General features: G+C 50.1%; 15 protein-coding genes. 6 read left to right on the forward strand and 9 right to left on the reverse strand.

The window, feature by feature from the left end; genetic code table 11:
• Positions 1 to 37: 37 nt before the first annotated feature.
• Both ACQ4MZ_RS19535 and ACQ4MZ_RS19540 read right to left on the reverse strand, forming a co-directional pair.
• Entirely contained in the window at positions 38 to 3,550 is a 3,513-nt protein-coding gene (locus ACQ4MZ_RS19535) for a M1 family aminopeptidase (RefSeq protein WP_430847564.1), read from the reverse strand.
• A 5-nt stretch (positions 3,551 to 3,555) separates the two neighbouring features.
• The gene (locus tag ACQ4MZ_RS19540) at positions 3,556 to 4,452 is read right to left on the reverse strand and encodes an ABC transporter ATP-binding protein (RefSeq protein WP_430847566.1); all 897 of its coding nucleotides are present in this window, start codon (positions 4,450 to 4,452) and stop codon (positions 3,556 to 3,558) included.
• Positions 4,453 to 4,508: 56 nt separating this feature from the next.
• On the opposite strand from ACQ4MZ_RS19540, the gene ACQ4MZ_RS19545 reads away from it, so the two are divergent.
• The 5 genes from ACQ4MZ_RS19545 to ACQ4MZ_RS19565 all read left to right on the forward strand — a co-directional run bounded on the left by ACQ4MZ_RS19545 (position 4,509) and on the right by ACQ4MZ_RS19565 (position 8,709).
• A complete protein-coding gene (locus ACQ4MZ_RS19545) occupies positions 4,509 to 6,143 on the forward strand; it encodes a sensor histidine kinase (RefSeq protein ID WP_430847568.1) in 1,635 nt (544 codons plus the stop codon).
• The gene (locus ACQ4MZ_RS19550; RefSeq protein WP_430847570.1) at positions 6,140 to 6,844 is read left to right on the forward strand and encodes a LytR/AlgR family response regulator transcription factor; all 705 of its coding nucleotides are present in this window, start codon (positions 6,140 to 6,142) and stop codon (positions 6,842 to 6,844) included. Before ACQ4MZ_RS19545 ends, ACQ4MZ_RS19550 begins: the two co-directional genes overlap by 4 nt.
• A 72-nt stretch (positions 6,845 to 6,916) precedes the next feature.
• Positions 6,917 to 7,321, forward strand: coding sequence for a hypothetical protein (locus tag ACQ4MZ_RS19555; protein WP_430847572.1), 405 nt, complete (start codon positions 6,917 to 6,919; stop codon positions 7,319 to 7,321).
• A gap of 12 nt (positions 7,322 to 7,333) precedes the next feature.
• A complete protein-coding gene (locus ACQ4MZ_RS19560; protein WP_430847574.1) occupies positions 7,334 to 7,978 on the forward strand; it encodes a TatD family hydrolase in 645 nt (214 codons plus the stop codon).
• Positions 7,975 to 8,709 (forward strand): tRNA threonylcarbamoyladenosine dehydratase, encoded by a 735-nt coding sequence (locus tag ACQ4MZ_RS19565; protein ID WP_430847576.1) that lies wholly within the window; start codon positions 7,975 to 7,977, stop codon positions 8,707 to 8,709. Before ACQ4MZ_RS19560 ends, ACQ4MZ_RS19565 begins: the two co-directional genes overlap by 4 nt.
• On the opposite strand, the gene ACQ4MZ_RS19570 is transcribed toward ACQ4MZ_RS19565, so the two are convergent.
• From ACQ4MZ_RS19570 to ACQ4MZ_RS19600, 7 genes are all read right to left on the reverse strand, one after another.
• Positions 8,706 to 8,852 (reverse strand): hypothetical protein, encoded by a 147-nt coding sequence (locus tag ACQ4MZ_RS19570; RefSeq protein ID WP_430847578.1) that lies wholly within the window; start codon positions 8,850 to 8,852, stop codon positions 8,706 to 8,708. The genes ACQ4MZ_RS19565 and ACQ4MZ_RS19570 overlap by 4 nt on opposite strands.
• A gap of 4 nt (positions 8,853 to 8,856) precedes the next feature.
• A complete protein-coding gene (locus ACQ4MZ_RS19575; protein WP_430847580.1) occupies positions 8,857 to 9,381 on the reverse strand; it encodes a hypothetical protein in 525 nt (174 codons plus the stop codon).
• A 159-nt stretch (positions 9,382 to 9,540) separates the two neighbouring features.
• Entirely contained in the window at positions 9,541 to 9,897 is a 357-nt protein-coding gene (locus ACQ4MZ_RS19580) for a winged helix-turn-helix transcriptional regulator (protein ID WP_430847582.1), read from the reverse strand.
• Positions 9,898 to 10,149: 252 nt separating this feature from the next.
• Positions 10,150 to 11,028, reverse strand: a complete 879-nt coding sequence (locus ACQ4MZ_RS19585; protein WP_430847584.1) for a sugar phosphate isomerase/epimerase family protein — start codon at positions 11,026 to 11,028, stop codon at positions 10,150 to 10,152.
• A gap of 57 nt (positions 11,029 to 11,085) precedes the next feature.
• A complete protein-coding gene (locus tag ACQ4MZ_RS19590) occupies positions 11,086 to 12,642 on the reverse strand; it encodes a carboxylesterase/lipase family protein (RefSeq protein WP_430847586.1) in 1,557 nt (518 codons plus the stop codon).
• A gap of 19 nt (positions 12,643 to 12,661) precedes the next feature.
• Positions 12,662 to 13,216, reverse strand: a complete 555-nt coding sequence (locus tag ACQ4MZ_RS19595; protein ID WP_430847588.1) for a hypothetical protein — start codon at positions 13,214 to 13,216, stop codon at positions 12,662 to 12,664.
• Positions 13,179 to 13,679, reverse strand: a complete 501-nt coding sequence (locus ACQ4MZ_RS19600) for a hypothetical protein (RefSeq protein WP_430847590.1) — start codon at positions 13,677 to 13,679, stop codon at positions 13,179 to 13,181. Before ACQ4MZ_RS19600 ends, ACQ4MZ_RS19595 begins: the two co-directional genes overlap by 38 nt.
• A gap of 552 nt (positions 13,680 to 14,231) precedes the next feature.
• Here ACQ4MZ_RS19600 and ACQ4MZ_RS19605 point away from each other — a divergent pair.
• Entirely contained in the window at positions 14,232 to 15,800 is a 1,569-nt protein-coding gene (locus tag ACQ4MZ_RS19605) for a hypothetical protein (RefSeq protein ID WP_430847592.1), read from the forward strand.
• Positions 15,801 to 15,869: the final 69 nt, after the last annotated feature.

Below are 15,869 nucleotides of genomic sequence, written 5' to 3' on the forward strand. Positions count from 1 at the left end.
GGCATATTCCGTGAGGTCCGCAACACTCAGTCAGACCTCATTTTAGTGTTGCTACGTTGTTATGGTCACTAATGTCGAGCATATAAGACAACGGGTCGAGCACGACAGCTACCGACCGGCCCGGTACCACAATTTGGATGACCGAGCGTTTTTTTGAAAAATAATGCTGCTGTGCGTAAATAGGCTTTGGCGGCTTGATATTTGGCATTATATGCTGATCGAACACGACAATATCAATCGCATCGTCAGGTTTCAGCGGCACTGGCTTGCCCGATGTTTCGTCGGTTTTACGGATATTGATTTCCAATGTAAGCTGCTGTTGGTTGTGAGGTAATGCTTTGTTTGACAGTATTTTAATGTCATTGTCATACACGATTACCTTCTTGAAAAGCTCGTCGATCAACCTTGCCTGCGAGGCATGTGTCGCGCGCGTCAAAAGATTGACCAGGGTGGCCGGATCCGGTTTTCGTAGCGGGTAGCCATGATATGCCACCAGCTCCCGCAATGCGCGGTTCAAATGTGTTTCTCCTAAAACTTCTTTGAGACGAAACAGCGCCAATCCGCCTTTCTGGTAATGTACAAAAGGCTGACCCGTGGTTTGCCAAAGCGGCATTTCCTTTCCGGCGATAGCGCTGCGGTAGGCGAAATAGAGCTGAAAATCCTTTACGTGATAAGGCCTCAGGTACATTTTGCCGAACCGTTTTTCGGTGACCATGGCTTCTGTGTACTTGGCCAACGACTCGGTCAGCAAGGCATAACCCGGTCCCGCCGGAGCAGCCACACGCTCCGCCCACCATTGATGCGCCGTTTCGTGCGCGGTAGTAGCATAGGTGAAATTGAAACCGGTAGTATCGCTCAGATTGCTCCTGAAATTGTTCCGCTCCTGGCTGAAAATGAGGCCAGGGTAGGCCGTCGCCGAACCGGGGTAATGCGGGATTTCGGCGAGCGTGAGCTCGTGGCGCGGGTAGGTACCGAAATTCGCATTACCGTAATCTACAGCGTCTTTCATGGCGAGCATCATGGCTGTGACATTCTGCGGGTGCCCGGGATGGTGGTAGATCCGGAAGGTCGTGCCTTTGTACTTTTCCGTTTTCATGGCATAGCAGGCAGAGCTCAATGCAAACATGTAAGGGATCGGTTCTTTGGATTGGTATTGAAAATAGCTCCGGCCAGCGCGCTCCCAGTTTTTCACCAATGTGCCTGCTGTGACGGCTTGCTGCCCGGCTTCGGTGGAAATAATGTTTTGAAAATGAATGAAATGATACTCATGATCGGACGACGGAACGTCTCTGCGGACAGGCAGGCCATTTTGCCGCCGCTCTTCCGCATCTTCGATTTCGTAAGCCGTTCGGTAACCGAAATGCGGCAGGTATTTTTCCAATTCAATGTAAGTGCCATTGGCCGCAACCGAATGCTCGCTGTTGAAGGTTTTAAGTGCCGACCGGTCGGCGCGGATCGAGAAGCGGATCGTCATCTCCGCACCGGGCGCGAGCGGGGTTTCGGGACGGTACCCATGTTGCCCGAAGATCTCGTCCTTCGATACTTGCGAAGCGTGTTCGGGCACCAGTTCAACCAGTTCAATTTCCGGGTCGATTCCGATATGCAGCTCAGTAATCGGTTGCCCTGATTTGTTTTTAACCCGTATAGAACCTTTTACGGTGTAGTAGTGGTCAGCTGGAAAAAGGTCGGTTTGCAGGTTAACATCCGTAACTACCGGCTGAGGAAGGGTTTCAAGCGGCTTGTATTTTCGTTCATATTGTGCCTGCCATTCCGCATTAGCCGTTCCCGTGCGGTTATTGGCCGAAAGGCCGGTTTTAAATTGAATATAAATCCCCGTTCCGACAGCGAGCAATGCACAGACGGACGCAAATATCACGGCTGGCCGGACCGACGTAATTTCCGTACGTATGCTTCCGCGCGCATACCCCGGCCACGTACGCGTACCCACGCCCGCGAGCGCCAGCGCGACCAGCGCCCAGTAGAGCATGTACCAGTGAAAGGACAACCCACTGTGGCCGAACCCGTCAAAGTCCGAATAGCGCAGGCGTGGGGCTGTGGCGAAACGTGCGAGGTGGCTTTCGAGGCCGAGTTTCCCGCCGAAGATGAAAATGCCGGTAATGAGGCCACTGATAAGCATTCCCAGGTATTTGTTAGGAACGAGAGCTTGGATGAATAGGATCAGGATGGCGTAAAGGACCAGCGGAAGGCCGGCATAATAATACAGCGGGAAATAGGTGGCCCATTCAAAATATTCGAATCCTGAAAACCATTGGACAGCCACACCGATACCGATATGAACGGTGATCAGCACGAAAATCCAGCCGACCAGCGCGAGAGATTTGGCGATGGCAAAAACTATAACGGAGACCGGCGTGGAGAAGATCAGCGGCTGGATTCCCGTTGTTTTTTCCCTTTGAATCAATTCAGAAGCATAAAACAGGATCAGCAGTAATGCCGGTCGTACAGCCACAAGCTGCTCGGCGAGGATACCGCTGGTGGCGTAACTTCGTACCCCGTATGGCCCATTGGAGAGGTTTTCGAACAGCTCTACCGCATTGAAAAACACCCATAATGCGAAGATAAGCGTCGTTACGACCGGGCTGCCGAATAGCGTTTTTGTTTCGAGCGTGAGTATCCGCCAAAACGCCTGCCAGTGGTAGTGTTGTCCGCTGGCAAGGGCACGGATGGTCCGGTAGGCCAATGCAGGTGCCGTTTGTGCGACTTGTTTACTGGATGGGGTCGTGTTCTTTTCCGATAAAATTCTGAATTTGAATTGGTTATAAGACAGTGCCAGCAAGACGAGGGAAATCGTGGTCCAGAGTAAACGGTTGGCGGTGAAACTCGGGGTGATCGGGAACAGCTCCTGGTTGCGCCGCGAAACGGGCCAGTTCATTGTTTCTCCAAAAAATGCCGTAAAGCCGAAAGGATCTATCAGTACCGATAGCCAGCCAGGACCGCCCGGAGCCGGTATGGAGCCGGCCATCACCGGCGAATTGCCCAGAATAGAAGCCGTGAAATAGACGATAAATATTAAAACCCCGGCTGTGTACACCCATCGGACGTCGCGCGTAAGCAGGGCGGTTGCAAAAATGATGCTGCTGCAAAATACCACGCCCGGAAGACCGAACAGCAGTAGCGGCGCCAGGTAATAGGAAAAATGGAAGGGCCCCAGCTGCCCGGGCGGGGCGAGGAAGGTTACCATTGCCATACCCAGTGCCGCGAGGCACATAACCAGGAATACGGCGGCTAGCAACCCAAGCAGCCGGACAAAGAAATAGGACATGCGACCGATGCTCGTCGTGAAAATAAGCGGCTCCATGCGATATTGAGCATCGCGCAGCACCACAGCCGCGCCGGCGAGTGTGCTCACGAAGATTGCGAACAAGGAAAGCAGGCACATGATGAAATTGATTACATGCGGGGCATTCCGGTGTATTTCGTCCCCTCCGTAGTTGCCGAAAGGCATCAGGACGCCGAGTATCAGGAATAGCAATGCGGCAATGCGAAAGCTGATCTGCCGGAAATGATAACCCATTTCGAAGCGAAACATGGCAGCTAGCATGGCTGCACCTCCTTCCGGCCGACGCCCGGGAGCGTGGCAAAATACACCTCTTCGAGCCCTGGGTCGAATGCCTCGAACGCCGTACCGGGGCATGCGTCCGCAAGCACGTGTACCTGAATGCGCCCGGCGACTCTGCGCGTGGAGATTATGTCGATAACGGCTTGCATTTCGGCGAGCTCCGCAGCTGTGACGATTTTGCGCCAGAGCCGGCCTTTCAGCGAATGTGTCAGGACTTCGGGTTTGCCTTCGAGGACCACACGGCCGAAGGCCAGTACGGCCATTTGCGGACAGAGATCGTGCACGTCGGCGACAATGTGCGTCGAGAGAATCACCACGATATGCTCCCCGATTTCACTCAGCAGGTCGTGGAACCGGTTGCGTTCCGAAGGATCCAGGCCCGCCGTAGGCTCATCGACGATCACCAGCTGCGGACTCCCCAATAAAGCCTGTGCAATACCGAAACGCTGGCGCATTCCGCCGGAGAATGTACTTACAGCCCGCTTGCGGTGCTGGTAGAGGTTTGTTCGTTGCAATAGTGCGGCCACTTGTTCCTGGCGTTCCGGTTTGTGGATCAGGCCCTTCAATACGGCCAGGTGGTCAAGGAGGCTTTCGGCAGAAACGCCCGGATATACACCGAAATCCTGCGGCAGGTAGCCAAGCCTGCTTCTTAGCCAATCGGTTTCACGGATGATATCCTGCCCGTCGAAGGTGATCAGCCCGCTGTCGGGCTGGGTAAGCGTAGCGAGGATGCGCATAAAGGTCGACTTACCGGCACCATTAGGACCGAGTAACCCGAACATCCCGTTCGGTATTTGGAGTGACACCTGGTCGAGGGCACGGATGCCGTTGGGGTAGGTTTTGGAGAGTCCCTGGATTTTCAATCTTTGCATGACATGGGTTTTGAAGTTTCTGCTTCAAAGATGGGATGCAGTTGGCCTGGTATTCAATGAATAATGAGGAAGGTAAATACAACGGTGACGAAGGCGTCTGCGAGCCTGTTTTTGAGCGTTTTTTACCAATATCACCAAAATCGCGACGGTCGTCATTAATTTTTGAAAGCCGCCGCGATTTGCGGTTTATTTGCGGGATGGTGGTAATGCAAAATGTAACGGACGCATTGGCCCGTCGGAAAGATACGTGGCTTTACGTGGGACTGTTCTGCTGGGTTTCGATCGGATTTACGATCGGGCGGGACGATTATTGGGTGGCATATTTTCAATCGCTACTGGTTTTAACGGCGCTGTGGGCGCCTATGCTCACGGCCACGTGGGTGCGTGAGGGGAGTAGGGAGGGCCGTTTTGCGGGGCGCAATCGTCGGATTTGGCTGGGGTGCTTTCTAGGGTATTTACCCATATTACTGGGGATTTCGGGCGCACAGTTAAGCCCTGGGCAGCTTTTATGGCCGGTAGTGTTTACCGGCGGGCTTTGCATTGCAGTGCTGGAATGCGTGCTCGTGGCGGAAAGCCAGTACAGCGGCCGGTTACGCGAGGTGAAATGGGTACGCAGGCTAAGCTTGGAAAAGGCGGTGCTGATCAGCATCACGGGGCTTGCATTATTGCTTGGTGCGATGGCGGTATCGAGCCTTGACAATCCCTTGTACGATTCCGGAAAGCAGCTGCTTATTGGTTTTGAGATACACTTTCCGAAAATAGCGGCCTATTTTACCACGTTTGTCAGTTATTCCCTGCAACTACTGGTAATGTATCTTGCGGGCTATTTTTTCTTTTATGTCAACAGTTGCTGGCTTGTGCCTGTGGTTCTGAAAGAACGGGGTATTTTGCATTACATCCTTTGTTCAGCTGCGTTGATCGGCGTGTTTTACCCGCTGTGGGGGCAGTTACTGGCCAGTTTGCCTTTCAGTAAAGTGCTGGGCGGCGTGTTTTCCGCCAATCCTTTTGTGACTGAAAATGCGTTCGGCGCGATGCTGATACTGGTTATTAGTTTACCGGTGTTACTGGCGATCCAGTGGGCGAGGCAGAATAGCCTCATTACAGCCCTGCAACACGAGAAATCCATGGCCGAGCTTGACCTTTTGAAGCAGCAATTGAACCCGCATTTTTTCTTCAATACACTTAATAACCTTTATGCATTGAGCTTGCAACGCTCCGAGCAGACGCCCGAAAGCATTTTACAGCTTTCGGAGCTGATGCGCTATGTGATTTATAAAGCCAGGGAGCCGTTTGTGCGTGTGGAGGAGGAGGTCAAATACCTGAACGATTATATTCAGTTGCAAAAAATCCGGTTAAAAAGAAGCCTGGATCTCCAATTTGAACAAGAAATAGAGAATGGCACGGCCTTGATCGCCCCGCTGCTATTGATTGTTTTCGTCGAGAATGCATTCAAGCACGGCGTCGAGAATGCAGAAAATCCTGCATTCCTGCATATTCGCCTCAAATCCGACCAGCATACTGTACGTTTTGTCTGTGAAAATTCATACGAACCGGCACCGGACGCGCAAACGGGCATTGGATTGACTAATTTACGGAAAAGGCTGGCATTACTATACCCCGGAAAGCACCGGTTAACCACCCGGGCAGAGAAAGGAGTGTTTTCCGCCAGCCTGGAAATCGACCTGTTATGAAATTACGCTGCCTGATTGTCGACGATGAGCCCTTGGCCCACGATGTGATCCTGAGGTACATCGAAGATATCCCTTTCCTCGAAAAGGCGGGGCAATGCTACCTGGGCACCGAGGCATTTGCATTTCTCAATCACCATGCGGTCGACCTTATTTTCCTTGATATCCGTATGCCGAAGCTCAGCGGTCTCGACTTTCTGCGCACGCTCAATCAGCGTCCGCTGGTCGTCATCACCTCTGCTTATGAGGAGCACGCGCTGGAAAGTTTCGAGTTGGAGGTGGTCGATTATCTGCTCAAACCTTTTCGCTTCGACCGGTTCCTGAGAGCCGCCAACCGGGCATTGGAGCAGTATACCTTGCGAAAGCAGGCGGTAACCGCCCCTGCGCCGCACGAAGCGGAGCCATTGTATATCAAATCCGACAAAAAGCTGGTTCAAATGCAGCTCGACGACGTATATTATCTTGAAAGCCTGGGTAATTACGTGAAAATATGGGGCCGGGACCAGTTCCTGCTCACGCAGCGGACCCTGGGCAGTTTCGAAAAACAGCTGCCGGCCGACGCGTTCATCAGGATCCACAAGTCTTTCATATTGAACAAAAAATTCGTACATTATATCGAGGGCAATATGATCCGGCTGTTGAACGGAAAGGTATTGCCGCTTGGTAAAACGTTTAAGCACGTGATCAAACTGTTTCCGGGCTGATCCTTGAAATTCTGCCGCTGGCTGGATATATTTGTTTATACACGAATTGAAAGACACCACCCACGCACCAAGATGAATTCACTCGATTACTTACGCGAAGAAATCAAAACCTATTACCCCGAATCGAAGGAGTTACAACTTTCGGAGGCTTTCGACGGGCAGCGACGGTTCAACTTTTACTTTGAAATAGCCCCCGAACAACGCCATTTACTGTATCTGAATTGGGATGGCGATATTGACGGTTTTACCCTGAAATGTCTTGAATTTCCCGATGCCGCTTTATTAAAAGAGCTGGCTGAGGCTTATACCGAAAAAGGCTCCAAAATGTTCAATATCGGCCAGCCGGTTGCGACGCTTTCTTTCGTTTATCAGGGAAAAGATAACCTGCGGGTACGCAACTATAAAGGTAAGTCACACATCGATTCCCATGAAATATCGGCCAGGAGCCTGATGTACGCAGTGAATCCGTTTGAATGAAGCGCCCTGTCGATGTTCCTGGATGTCCATACTCACAACTCGCCCGGCGACCCGGGCATACTGGCCATCGAAAACCGGCATAATGGGTTTGCGGGTGCTGTGGGCGGCCGGTATATAAGTGCCGGGCTCCATCCCTGGTACATTCGGTTGGAAACGCTATCCGATGATTTGAATCTGCTGCGCAGGTATGCTGCACGGCCGGAAGTGCTTGCGATCGGGGAATGCGGCCTCGACAAGCTCACCGCCACGGACTGGGATATGCAGTGCATCGCATTCGAACGGCAGATCGCGCTGGCCGGAGAATTGCGGAAACCGCTGGTGGTCCATTGCGTGAAGGCGTTCCGGGAGTGCCTGCAATTTTTAAAGAACGCCGTAGTGCCAGTCGTTTTTCATGGGGTCAACAACCGTCTTTCGGTGATACAGCCAGTGATCGATGCAGGCTACTTTCTGTCATTCGGGAAGGCGCTGCTGCATCCCAATGCAGCTATTATGGAGGCATTCAGAGCAGTCCCGACGGATCAGTTGTTTCTCGAAACCGACGACACCGGCGGCGATATCCGCGAAATCTACAAAACCGCCTCACGGTTGCGGAATATTCCCGAAAAAGAGATTGCTTTGCAGCTCGAAACGAATTTCGGCAAAGTATTTAAACAATGATGGAGGATTTTTCCTGGCTTTCCAGGACGGAGTTACTGATTGGGAGGGAAAACCTGGTGAAGCTCAGTCAGGCGCATGTGCTGGTGATCGGGTTGGGCGGAGTAGGCTCATTTGCGGCGGAGTTCATTTGCCGCGGCGGGGTAGGGACGATGACGATCGTGGATGGCGATGTGGTAGACCCGACCAACCGCAACCGGCAGTTACCCGCATTGGCTACGAATCACGGCCAGAGCAAAGCCGATATCATGGCCGGGCGACTCAAAGCGATCAATCCCGAGCTGACCCTGAATGTCGTGAAAAGCTTCGTAACGCCAGATGCTGTGGAGCAAATCCTCGACGTAACGCGTTACGACTACATTGTCGATGCCATCGACAGTGTCACTCCCAAACTGACGTTCCTCACGCAGGCGTATAAGCGCAATATGCGCATCGTCAGCTCCATGGGCGCGGGCGGGAAAATAGACCCGACGCAGCTGAAAGTGGTCGATATTTCGAAGACATATAATTGCCCTTTCGCGCAGCAGGTGAGGAAAAACCTCAAAAAGGCAGGGATTTACAAAGGTATCAAAGCCGTATTCTCGACCGAAGAACAAATCCGTGAGTCGCTCATCCTTACCGACGGCAGCAACTACAAAAAATCCGCTTACGGCACGATGTCCTATTTGCCCGCGACGTTCGGTGCGACCTGCGCATCGGTGGTGCTGCGGGATTTGATTGGTGCGAGCTATTAGTGCGCGGTTTTTACGGCAGCGTCTTTTTCGGAAGATGGTTTCCTTGATTTCAGGAAGGCGCTGAATTCCTTTTCTTCCTGTTCAGTCAGTTTTCTGTCGCTCACCACAAGGTCCTTTTCGTCTATTTTTGTTAAATCTATCATAAGATCATTGGCTTAAAAATTGCTGGATTAAAATTGACGCCTCCCTTGTGTCAATAAACATGCGGTTAGGCCCGAAAAGTTTAGCGCCCAAGGTATTCTGATAATGCTCAATGAGTTGTGTTTTGGGAACGAAGGAGATAATTCCATCATACCGAAGATCAAAAGACAACTTGCAGGCGGTTGCAAACAGGTTGCCCGCTACACCACAATATAGCTTGTTTTTCCCTTTGTTCCAACTTACACTTTCAACTAAATGCATATAAATATGGTCTCCTTTATCGGCAAGGCTGACAAGGCCCTGGATCGTCAAAGGTTCCTGCAAAAGCTCAATTTTGAGCACTTGCCTGTCCTTGCGACATAGTTCCGAATGCCAGTCAAAAAGCCAGTCAGCGGCCCTGATTTGCGAACGTTTAGTACTTTCAGCACAATTAATACATGTCCCTAACACCTCGTTGGTGAGGGAATGCTTAACGGAGCCGGTAAAATGGAGCGAATTGCAGGCAATGCGGTGTTGTTGGCTGGAATGCATTGCCGAATTTATCCAACAACGTAAGCGTAGATCGAATCCGATGTACAGCCAGCATCAATGGATGATCAAACGGGGAGAAGGCTATATCCCGTCACTCACAATTTCCGAAGTGATTGTTAACAATTGTTAAGGACCGGGCAGACGGCCTTTAGGGTAGTGTTAATCGGGGAATTCCATTTCGGTCTCGGAGAAGTGGCAGAGGCCGTCGAGGAGCTCGCTGAGCTTGGAACCGGTTTCGGACAGCGTATATTCGACGCGGCTCGGTACTTCGCGGAAATTGTCGTTGCGGATGATCAGCTTGTGTTGTTCAAGCAGTTTCAGGCGATCGGCTAAGATGTTGTCGCTAATGTGTTTAAGGTCTTCTTTCAGCGTCGAAAACCGGTTGTTGCCTTCCTCAATACTGAACATCACTTCGGTCAGCCACCGTTTGCTAAGCAGGTTGATCAGTTCGTTCAATGTGCATTTCTCTTCCAGGAACGTCTGATTGTAGTAATTCGTCGAAGTAAGTTTTCTCATAGTGTTAGACTCATTTATATAGGAGCTACTCACAATTTACACAGATAATAGTCGCTTGTCAACATGACGCAGTAAGGGCATTTGCAGCGTCGCCCATATATCTGCCAATACTTGACTATTCACTCATTCCCCGTTCCACGGCGGCTCATTCACTCATTCAATCCTCGAATCCCTCGAAAATCCCGTGTGCGGGCAGAAGAATATGGCGAAAGTGTGCAAAGAGTTGGGATTCCTAAAGTAGTTCGCTGGTAATTAATATTTGGTCGTCATGGCATCAAAAACCTGGCGCTGCCGTTTCAGCGCGGCGATTTTGTCGTCGGGGTTGGTGTGGCATTCGAGCAGTACCCAGCCTTTGTAATCCATTTTGGCAAGATTGTCGATCAGTTCGGGGTAGGGATAGTCGGTACGATCGAGCTCCCGAACGTGACAGGTATCGCCGAAATACTTTTTGACCAGATCGAAATTGGACTGAAAGCCCTGCCCGTTCAGGTCCTGTTTGTTGCAGTTCCAGCAAATTTTGGCGTTGCGGTGATCGGCATAATCCATGATCTTGCGGATGTTCGGAAGTTCCTGTGTTTCCTCGCCATGGACTTCCAGCCGCAGTTGTTGGCCAAAATCGGCCGCGTAGCCTGCCAACCCGCGTAATGCAAGGCCGATCTGTTCCAAAGTTTTTTCCGTAGGGACTTCCTTGTGCAATGCATTCGGCTTCACTTTCACGCCCGTGCCGCCCACATCCGCGCTCAGGTGGATGAATTCTTTGGTACGTTCGATCGAGACTTTCAGCTTATCCTGGTCGGGGTAATCATATTGCTGATTGGTACCGAGCCCGACGATTTTGACGGGGCTGTCGGCGAATTGCTTTTTCACTTCTTTCCGCTGCTCCGGGCCAAGATCAGGCATAACCTTGTGCGCGTGGTCTACGCGCAGCTCCACACCAGTAATGTGCGTATCCGAGAGGTTTTTGATCAACGTAGGCACATCCCAGTCCTTTCCCCAGAGATACGTTACAAAGCCGAGACGCATTTCAGGTTTCTTGCCAAAAAGCGGGCTGGCCTGTGTGAAATCGGAGAGAAACGCTGCGCTGGCAGCCATAGAGAGGTTTTGGAGGAAAGTCTTTCTGTCGATAAGCATGGAAAGCCGGTTTGAGTTGACTGGTTACAATCGCTTTAAGCCGGCTTCCTGTCAATTCTACCGTTTGGCGGCCTGCTCGATGAGGAAATCCAATGCCGGCTGTTCGGTTAGCGGCGCTGCCTTGATTTCCTCGCCAAGCAATAGCATTTGTGGTGCATTCGAATTAAATGCAGGCCATGGCGGCAATCCGGTGCCGTTGGGATTGCCCGTCTTGATAAAATTCACCCAATATGCTGACATCACGTTGGCAATCTGATCGTCCGTGGCATCCAACGGGCGTAATGTACGGTCGATGAAACGGAGGTTGTCATACGCATACGCGACCTCGCCCGTGTGGAATGCGCCATACTGCGCGTAAATACCCGTCGCGGGCAGCTTGCGTGTGAACCGGTAGAGATAAACGCCTTTGTTCTGCTGCGCCTGTGCTTGTGCCCACGAGTAGTTTTGGATCCCGTAACTCATGTCGCGGGCCAGTTCGTTCTGCGAGTGCGCGGCTTCGGCATCGGTTTGCGCGGGGTAATAGTGAAAGAACGTTTGTGCCATCGGGCCGTACTGCTGGTTGTATTGTGTTTGAAAATCAGCGGCATTCTTGGGTTTAGCGACGGCATTCTCGTTCTGGTTCCAGCCGGTAAGCAGCGTGACAGGGTTTTGTTTTCCCGCCTTGTAAATAGCGGAAACGGATTCCGGCAGCACCAGGCCGTCTGTAATCGGGCCTCGGTAGGCGGTGATGTTTTCCAAAATTTCTTCTGCGGGCACTTTACGCAATGCAGTGAGTGAAGGGGCATTCAGCTTCTCGCCTGCCTTCACGCCCGCATCTTCTGCTTGTTTTAGTGAAGGGTAATTTCTGCCGAAAGCGGCACCGCTTTCGGCGATTGCCTTGTTAAATAGTCCTTTCGCCTGTGGGCTCGCCACGAGGCAGTTAACACTCATGGATCCTGCCGATTGGCCCGCAATCGTAACGTTGTCGGGATCGCCGCCAAATTGCGCGATGTTCTTTTTTACCCATTTCAAAGCGGCAATCTGGTCCATCAAGCCATAGTTTCCAGAAGCGTTCTTACCGGATTCTTTCGTCAGTTCAGGATGCGCGAAAAAGCCAAACGCGCCCACACGATAATTGATGCTGACAAAAACTACGCCTTTTCGGGCTGTCGCTTCACCATCGTAAATGGGGCATCCTGCGCCGCCGCTCACAAAGCCGCCGCCGTAAATCCAGACGATTACCGGTTTCTTCGCGCCGACTTTCCCCTTTTTTTCAGTCCATACGTTGAGGTAAAGACAATCTTCGCTGATCGGCGTTTTCGGAATCAGAAATTCCGCACTCCACATGCTGAAAGGTACCGGGTGGCTCTGCATCGGGCTGGGCCCGAATTTGTCGCAGGCGAGCACGCCGTTCCACTTTTTTACGGGTTGCGGCGCTTTCCATCGCAGATTTCCCACCGGCGGTGCCGCAAACGGAATACCTTTATAAATACTGATCCCGCCGTCGTAACTCGTGGTACCGGAAATTCTCCCACCTTCGACCCGGAGCGTGTCGGCAGCCAGCGAGGCGAATTGAAGGCATGTGAAAACCGCAACCAGCAGGAGGAAGCGAATGGAAAATGCGTGTAAGTTCATGCGAAGTAAGGATGATCGTTTAAAGGGCAAGTTCGATTTTATTCTTGACATGCTTACTTTCCTGCTCACGAATAGCGGTGTCCTGCATTAGTTCTATTTCCTTTGATTTTTGAAGCGACCTAAGCCACCACGATGCGGGTATCAACCCATTGGAATGCAGTTCCAGCCGGATCAGAAATTCTTTCGGCGGTGTGCGATGGCCATTAAGGTATTGGCTGAGCACATAGGGTTTTACATCCACATCTGCCGCGAATTCTTTGTCTTTTTTGTTTTGCGCTCGGATGTATTCGTTGAGGAAGTACTGGAAGTTCCAATGTGCTTCCAATCTGTCCCCCTCAATATACGCCAGCATCTGATATTTAATGGTGAGTGTTCTGACTTCTATCCATTGCTCGGACGTACGGTTGGCAATTTCCCGTTGGCGCATCGCGCGGAATTCTTGCATCTCTTTTTCTTCCTCTTCGCGGGAAAGAGGTGCTCGCGGAATCATGAACGCATCTGCAATTTCTTGTACCGTATACTCCTCAAACAGCCTCTTAATGGTCTTCTGTTCTTTCTTCGTTAGCTGCATCATAATATTTCCTGATTATGTGTTTGGAATTGTTGGTATCTGAAAAAAGATTATTGCCCGAATCACTAAAACCATATTTTTGGCGGTAATGGCGTATGATTGAGGTTTTAGGTTTGAGATAAACAAAGCCATCAAACTTCAATTCGAAAGACTTTTGGCAGGCAAACGCAATTAAGCTGCCTGCTATCCTATCATACCGTTTCCCGGCCCCGAGGTGCTCTCTCGCATTCGCGATCAGCTTGATTTCAATAGCAAGGTTTTTCGGCTGGCATTCCAATGAAACCAGCCCGATAACTTCTTCCCGGTGCTCCAGCCGAAGGCCGTATATCTCAAATTGAAGTTGCCGCTTCCATTCAAAATCGAATCTGCTACTACTGTCGAGCAGCGCGATCTCTTTTGTCGAAAGCCTGCTAATCGTCGCCGGCAGCCGCTCGCCGGTCAGTGTGTCCTCTAAATAATACCCCATGAAGATACAAAAAAGTTTACGGATTTGGTAAACATTTACCACTTTTTGATCCTCATTTAGACGGCGGTCCGTGCGTTTGGTAACGCTGGCAGGGATACCAATTCTTTAACGGTCGGTTATTGCAGATTAACGGAATGTGAAATGGAACACCATGGTAAAAAGCAGCTGGTTAAATGCATTGCGCCTGGAACTGTAGAATTCCAGGAAATGGGCTTTGGGGATAATCGTTGTACTGCCTTGCAGGCAGGATTGAAAGGGGAAGCATGGCATTAGCGATCCGGCTATGGCCACGGAGATTTGAAATATTATTTGCAAATAAAAAATAGATTTTCGCAACGCGGACACTCGAATTGGGTGTCCTTTTTTATGAGCTGAAAAAATAGTTGTCTCAATACGAAAAGCGCTGTTCGTATAATAATGATCGTTATTGTCAAGTACCCGATTATCTCGTTCGGATAACCCATTGCTAGTGTTTATTAATGAATCAACCTGCCGGTTCGATTGCTGTTGCGATCCGGATAGGAATTTTATGTCTTTTGATTCCGAAGTTATATGAAAACCTTCTCATTGTTCAATGCAGAGAGGCTGCCTTTCGTTAAAGCCATCGAGTTCGAAAATTTAAAGCAGGAGACATCTCCCGTAAGTCAATCGGGTTATTTATATCCGCGGTCATTTTTAATTGATTTGTTGGTTTTGGCTTCATTTTGCTACCTGCTTTTTCCGATAATGATATTTATAGCTGGATTTATTCGGTTCGAAATATCGACCGTTCTCATTGGATTGGTGGGGTACGGAATGTACAGTGAATTGCGTAAGGTCAATTTTTTAATTCGCTTCAAAATATGGATGAGGCAAATGGCGTCAGAATGGCGTACCTGGCGCGGACATTTCGCACTGATCTGTTTGCTGGGATTCATCTGGCTGTCTTTTTCCAGCATTGGTGGTATTGGTTACCGTAATTTTGATTCGGGCATACGAAGTTCTATGCTATGGCATCTCGTAAGTGGTTCCTGGCCATTGTATTTCAAGAAGGGGTATTTTGGCGAGGAGTTCGGGGAAATCTCGGAAAAGGCCTATGTATACTACTTTGCCTATTACCTACCCGCCGCGATTGTAGGTAAATTGCTGGGTTGGAAAGCTGCTAATTTGGCTCTTTTCGCCTATTCTTGGCTGGGCGCGTCGCTTGCACTCATGCTCGTGCGTATGCATATGCGGCAGCGCGGGTACGCGGTTACCTTTTTCGTCTTCACCGGAATTTCCCTGTTCGGTGGAATGGATTATGTTTTCAACGGATTATTAGGCTTCACAACGGACAGGTCTGAAATGTGGCTTAGTCCGCTGCATTATTTTTCGCACACCCGCAATTTGTTCTGGGCTCCGCAGCATTGCTTGCCTACATGGCTGATAATCGGAATTATATTGAATCATCGACAAATCAACCCGGCTTTGATGCGCATTTTTCCCGTTGCATGTGTATCGATGTTGCTATGGTCGCCACTTTGCCTGACAGGTATCGGGCCATTTATTCTGGTGATATTGAAACATCATAGGGGAGAATGGCTGCGATGGAATTACGTAAATATGTTGGCTTGTTTTTTATTTTTTTTGTTATCCACATTTATTGTTTCCAATGATTTTTCTTTTGGGATGATTTATGCCCCGCATGTTTTGGAGGGCTATTGGTTGCAATATTGTCTTTTCCTGACTGCCGAATTTTTGATATTGTCTTCCATATTTGTTTTTGCAAATATCAATATATGGAGAGATGAGATCTTTGTCATCTCATTCGTATTGTTGTTCACCATTCCTGTCTTCATTCTTGGGAGGTGGAATGATTGGAGTATCAAGCTTTCTATCCCGCCGCTATTCGTATTGTCCATATTCGTAATAAAACAGGTTATCTGGCTGGTCGAAAATAAAGGGAAGCGTGTATTAATTCCCGTTTTTATTTTCACAAGCTGCGCATTAACGCCACTGGAAGAACTGATTTATAGTGCTAGCAACTATCGTATTTCATTTGAAACCCCACCTGAAATCCGAGACTTTGGTGCCAACTATATTGTCTGGCAGCAGCTAGGCGATCCCGAAAGCTTTTTCTTTCGTTATCTGGCGAAGCGATAAGCATTAAAAAAGGCCACCCATTTCAAAATTGGGCGGCCTTTTGAGCGTGTGTTAATGCATGCGGATTTA

The organism is Dyadobacter sp. BHUBP1 (assembly GCF_050587785.1).
Lineage (GTDB): Bacteria > Bacteroidota > Bacteroidia > Cytophagales > Spirosomataceae > Dyadobacter.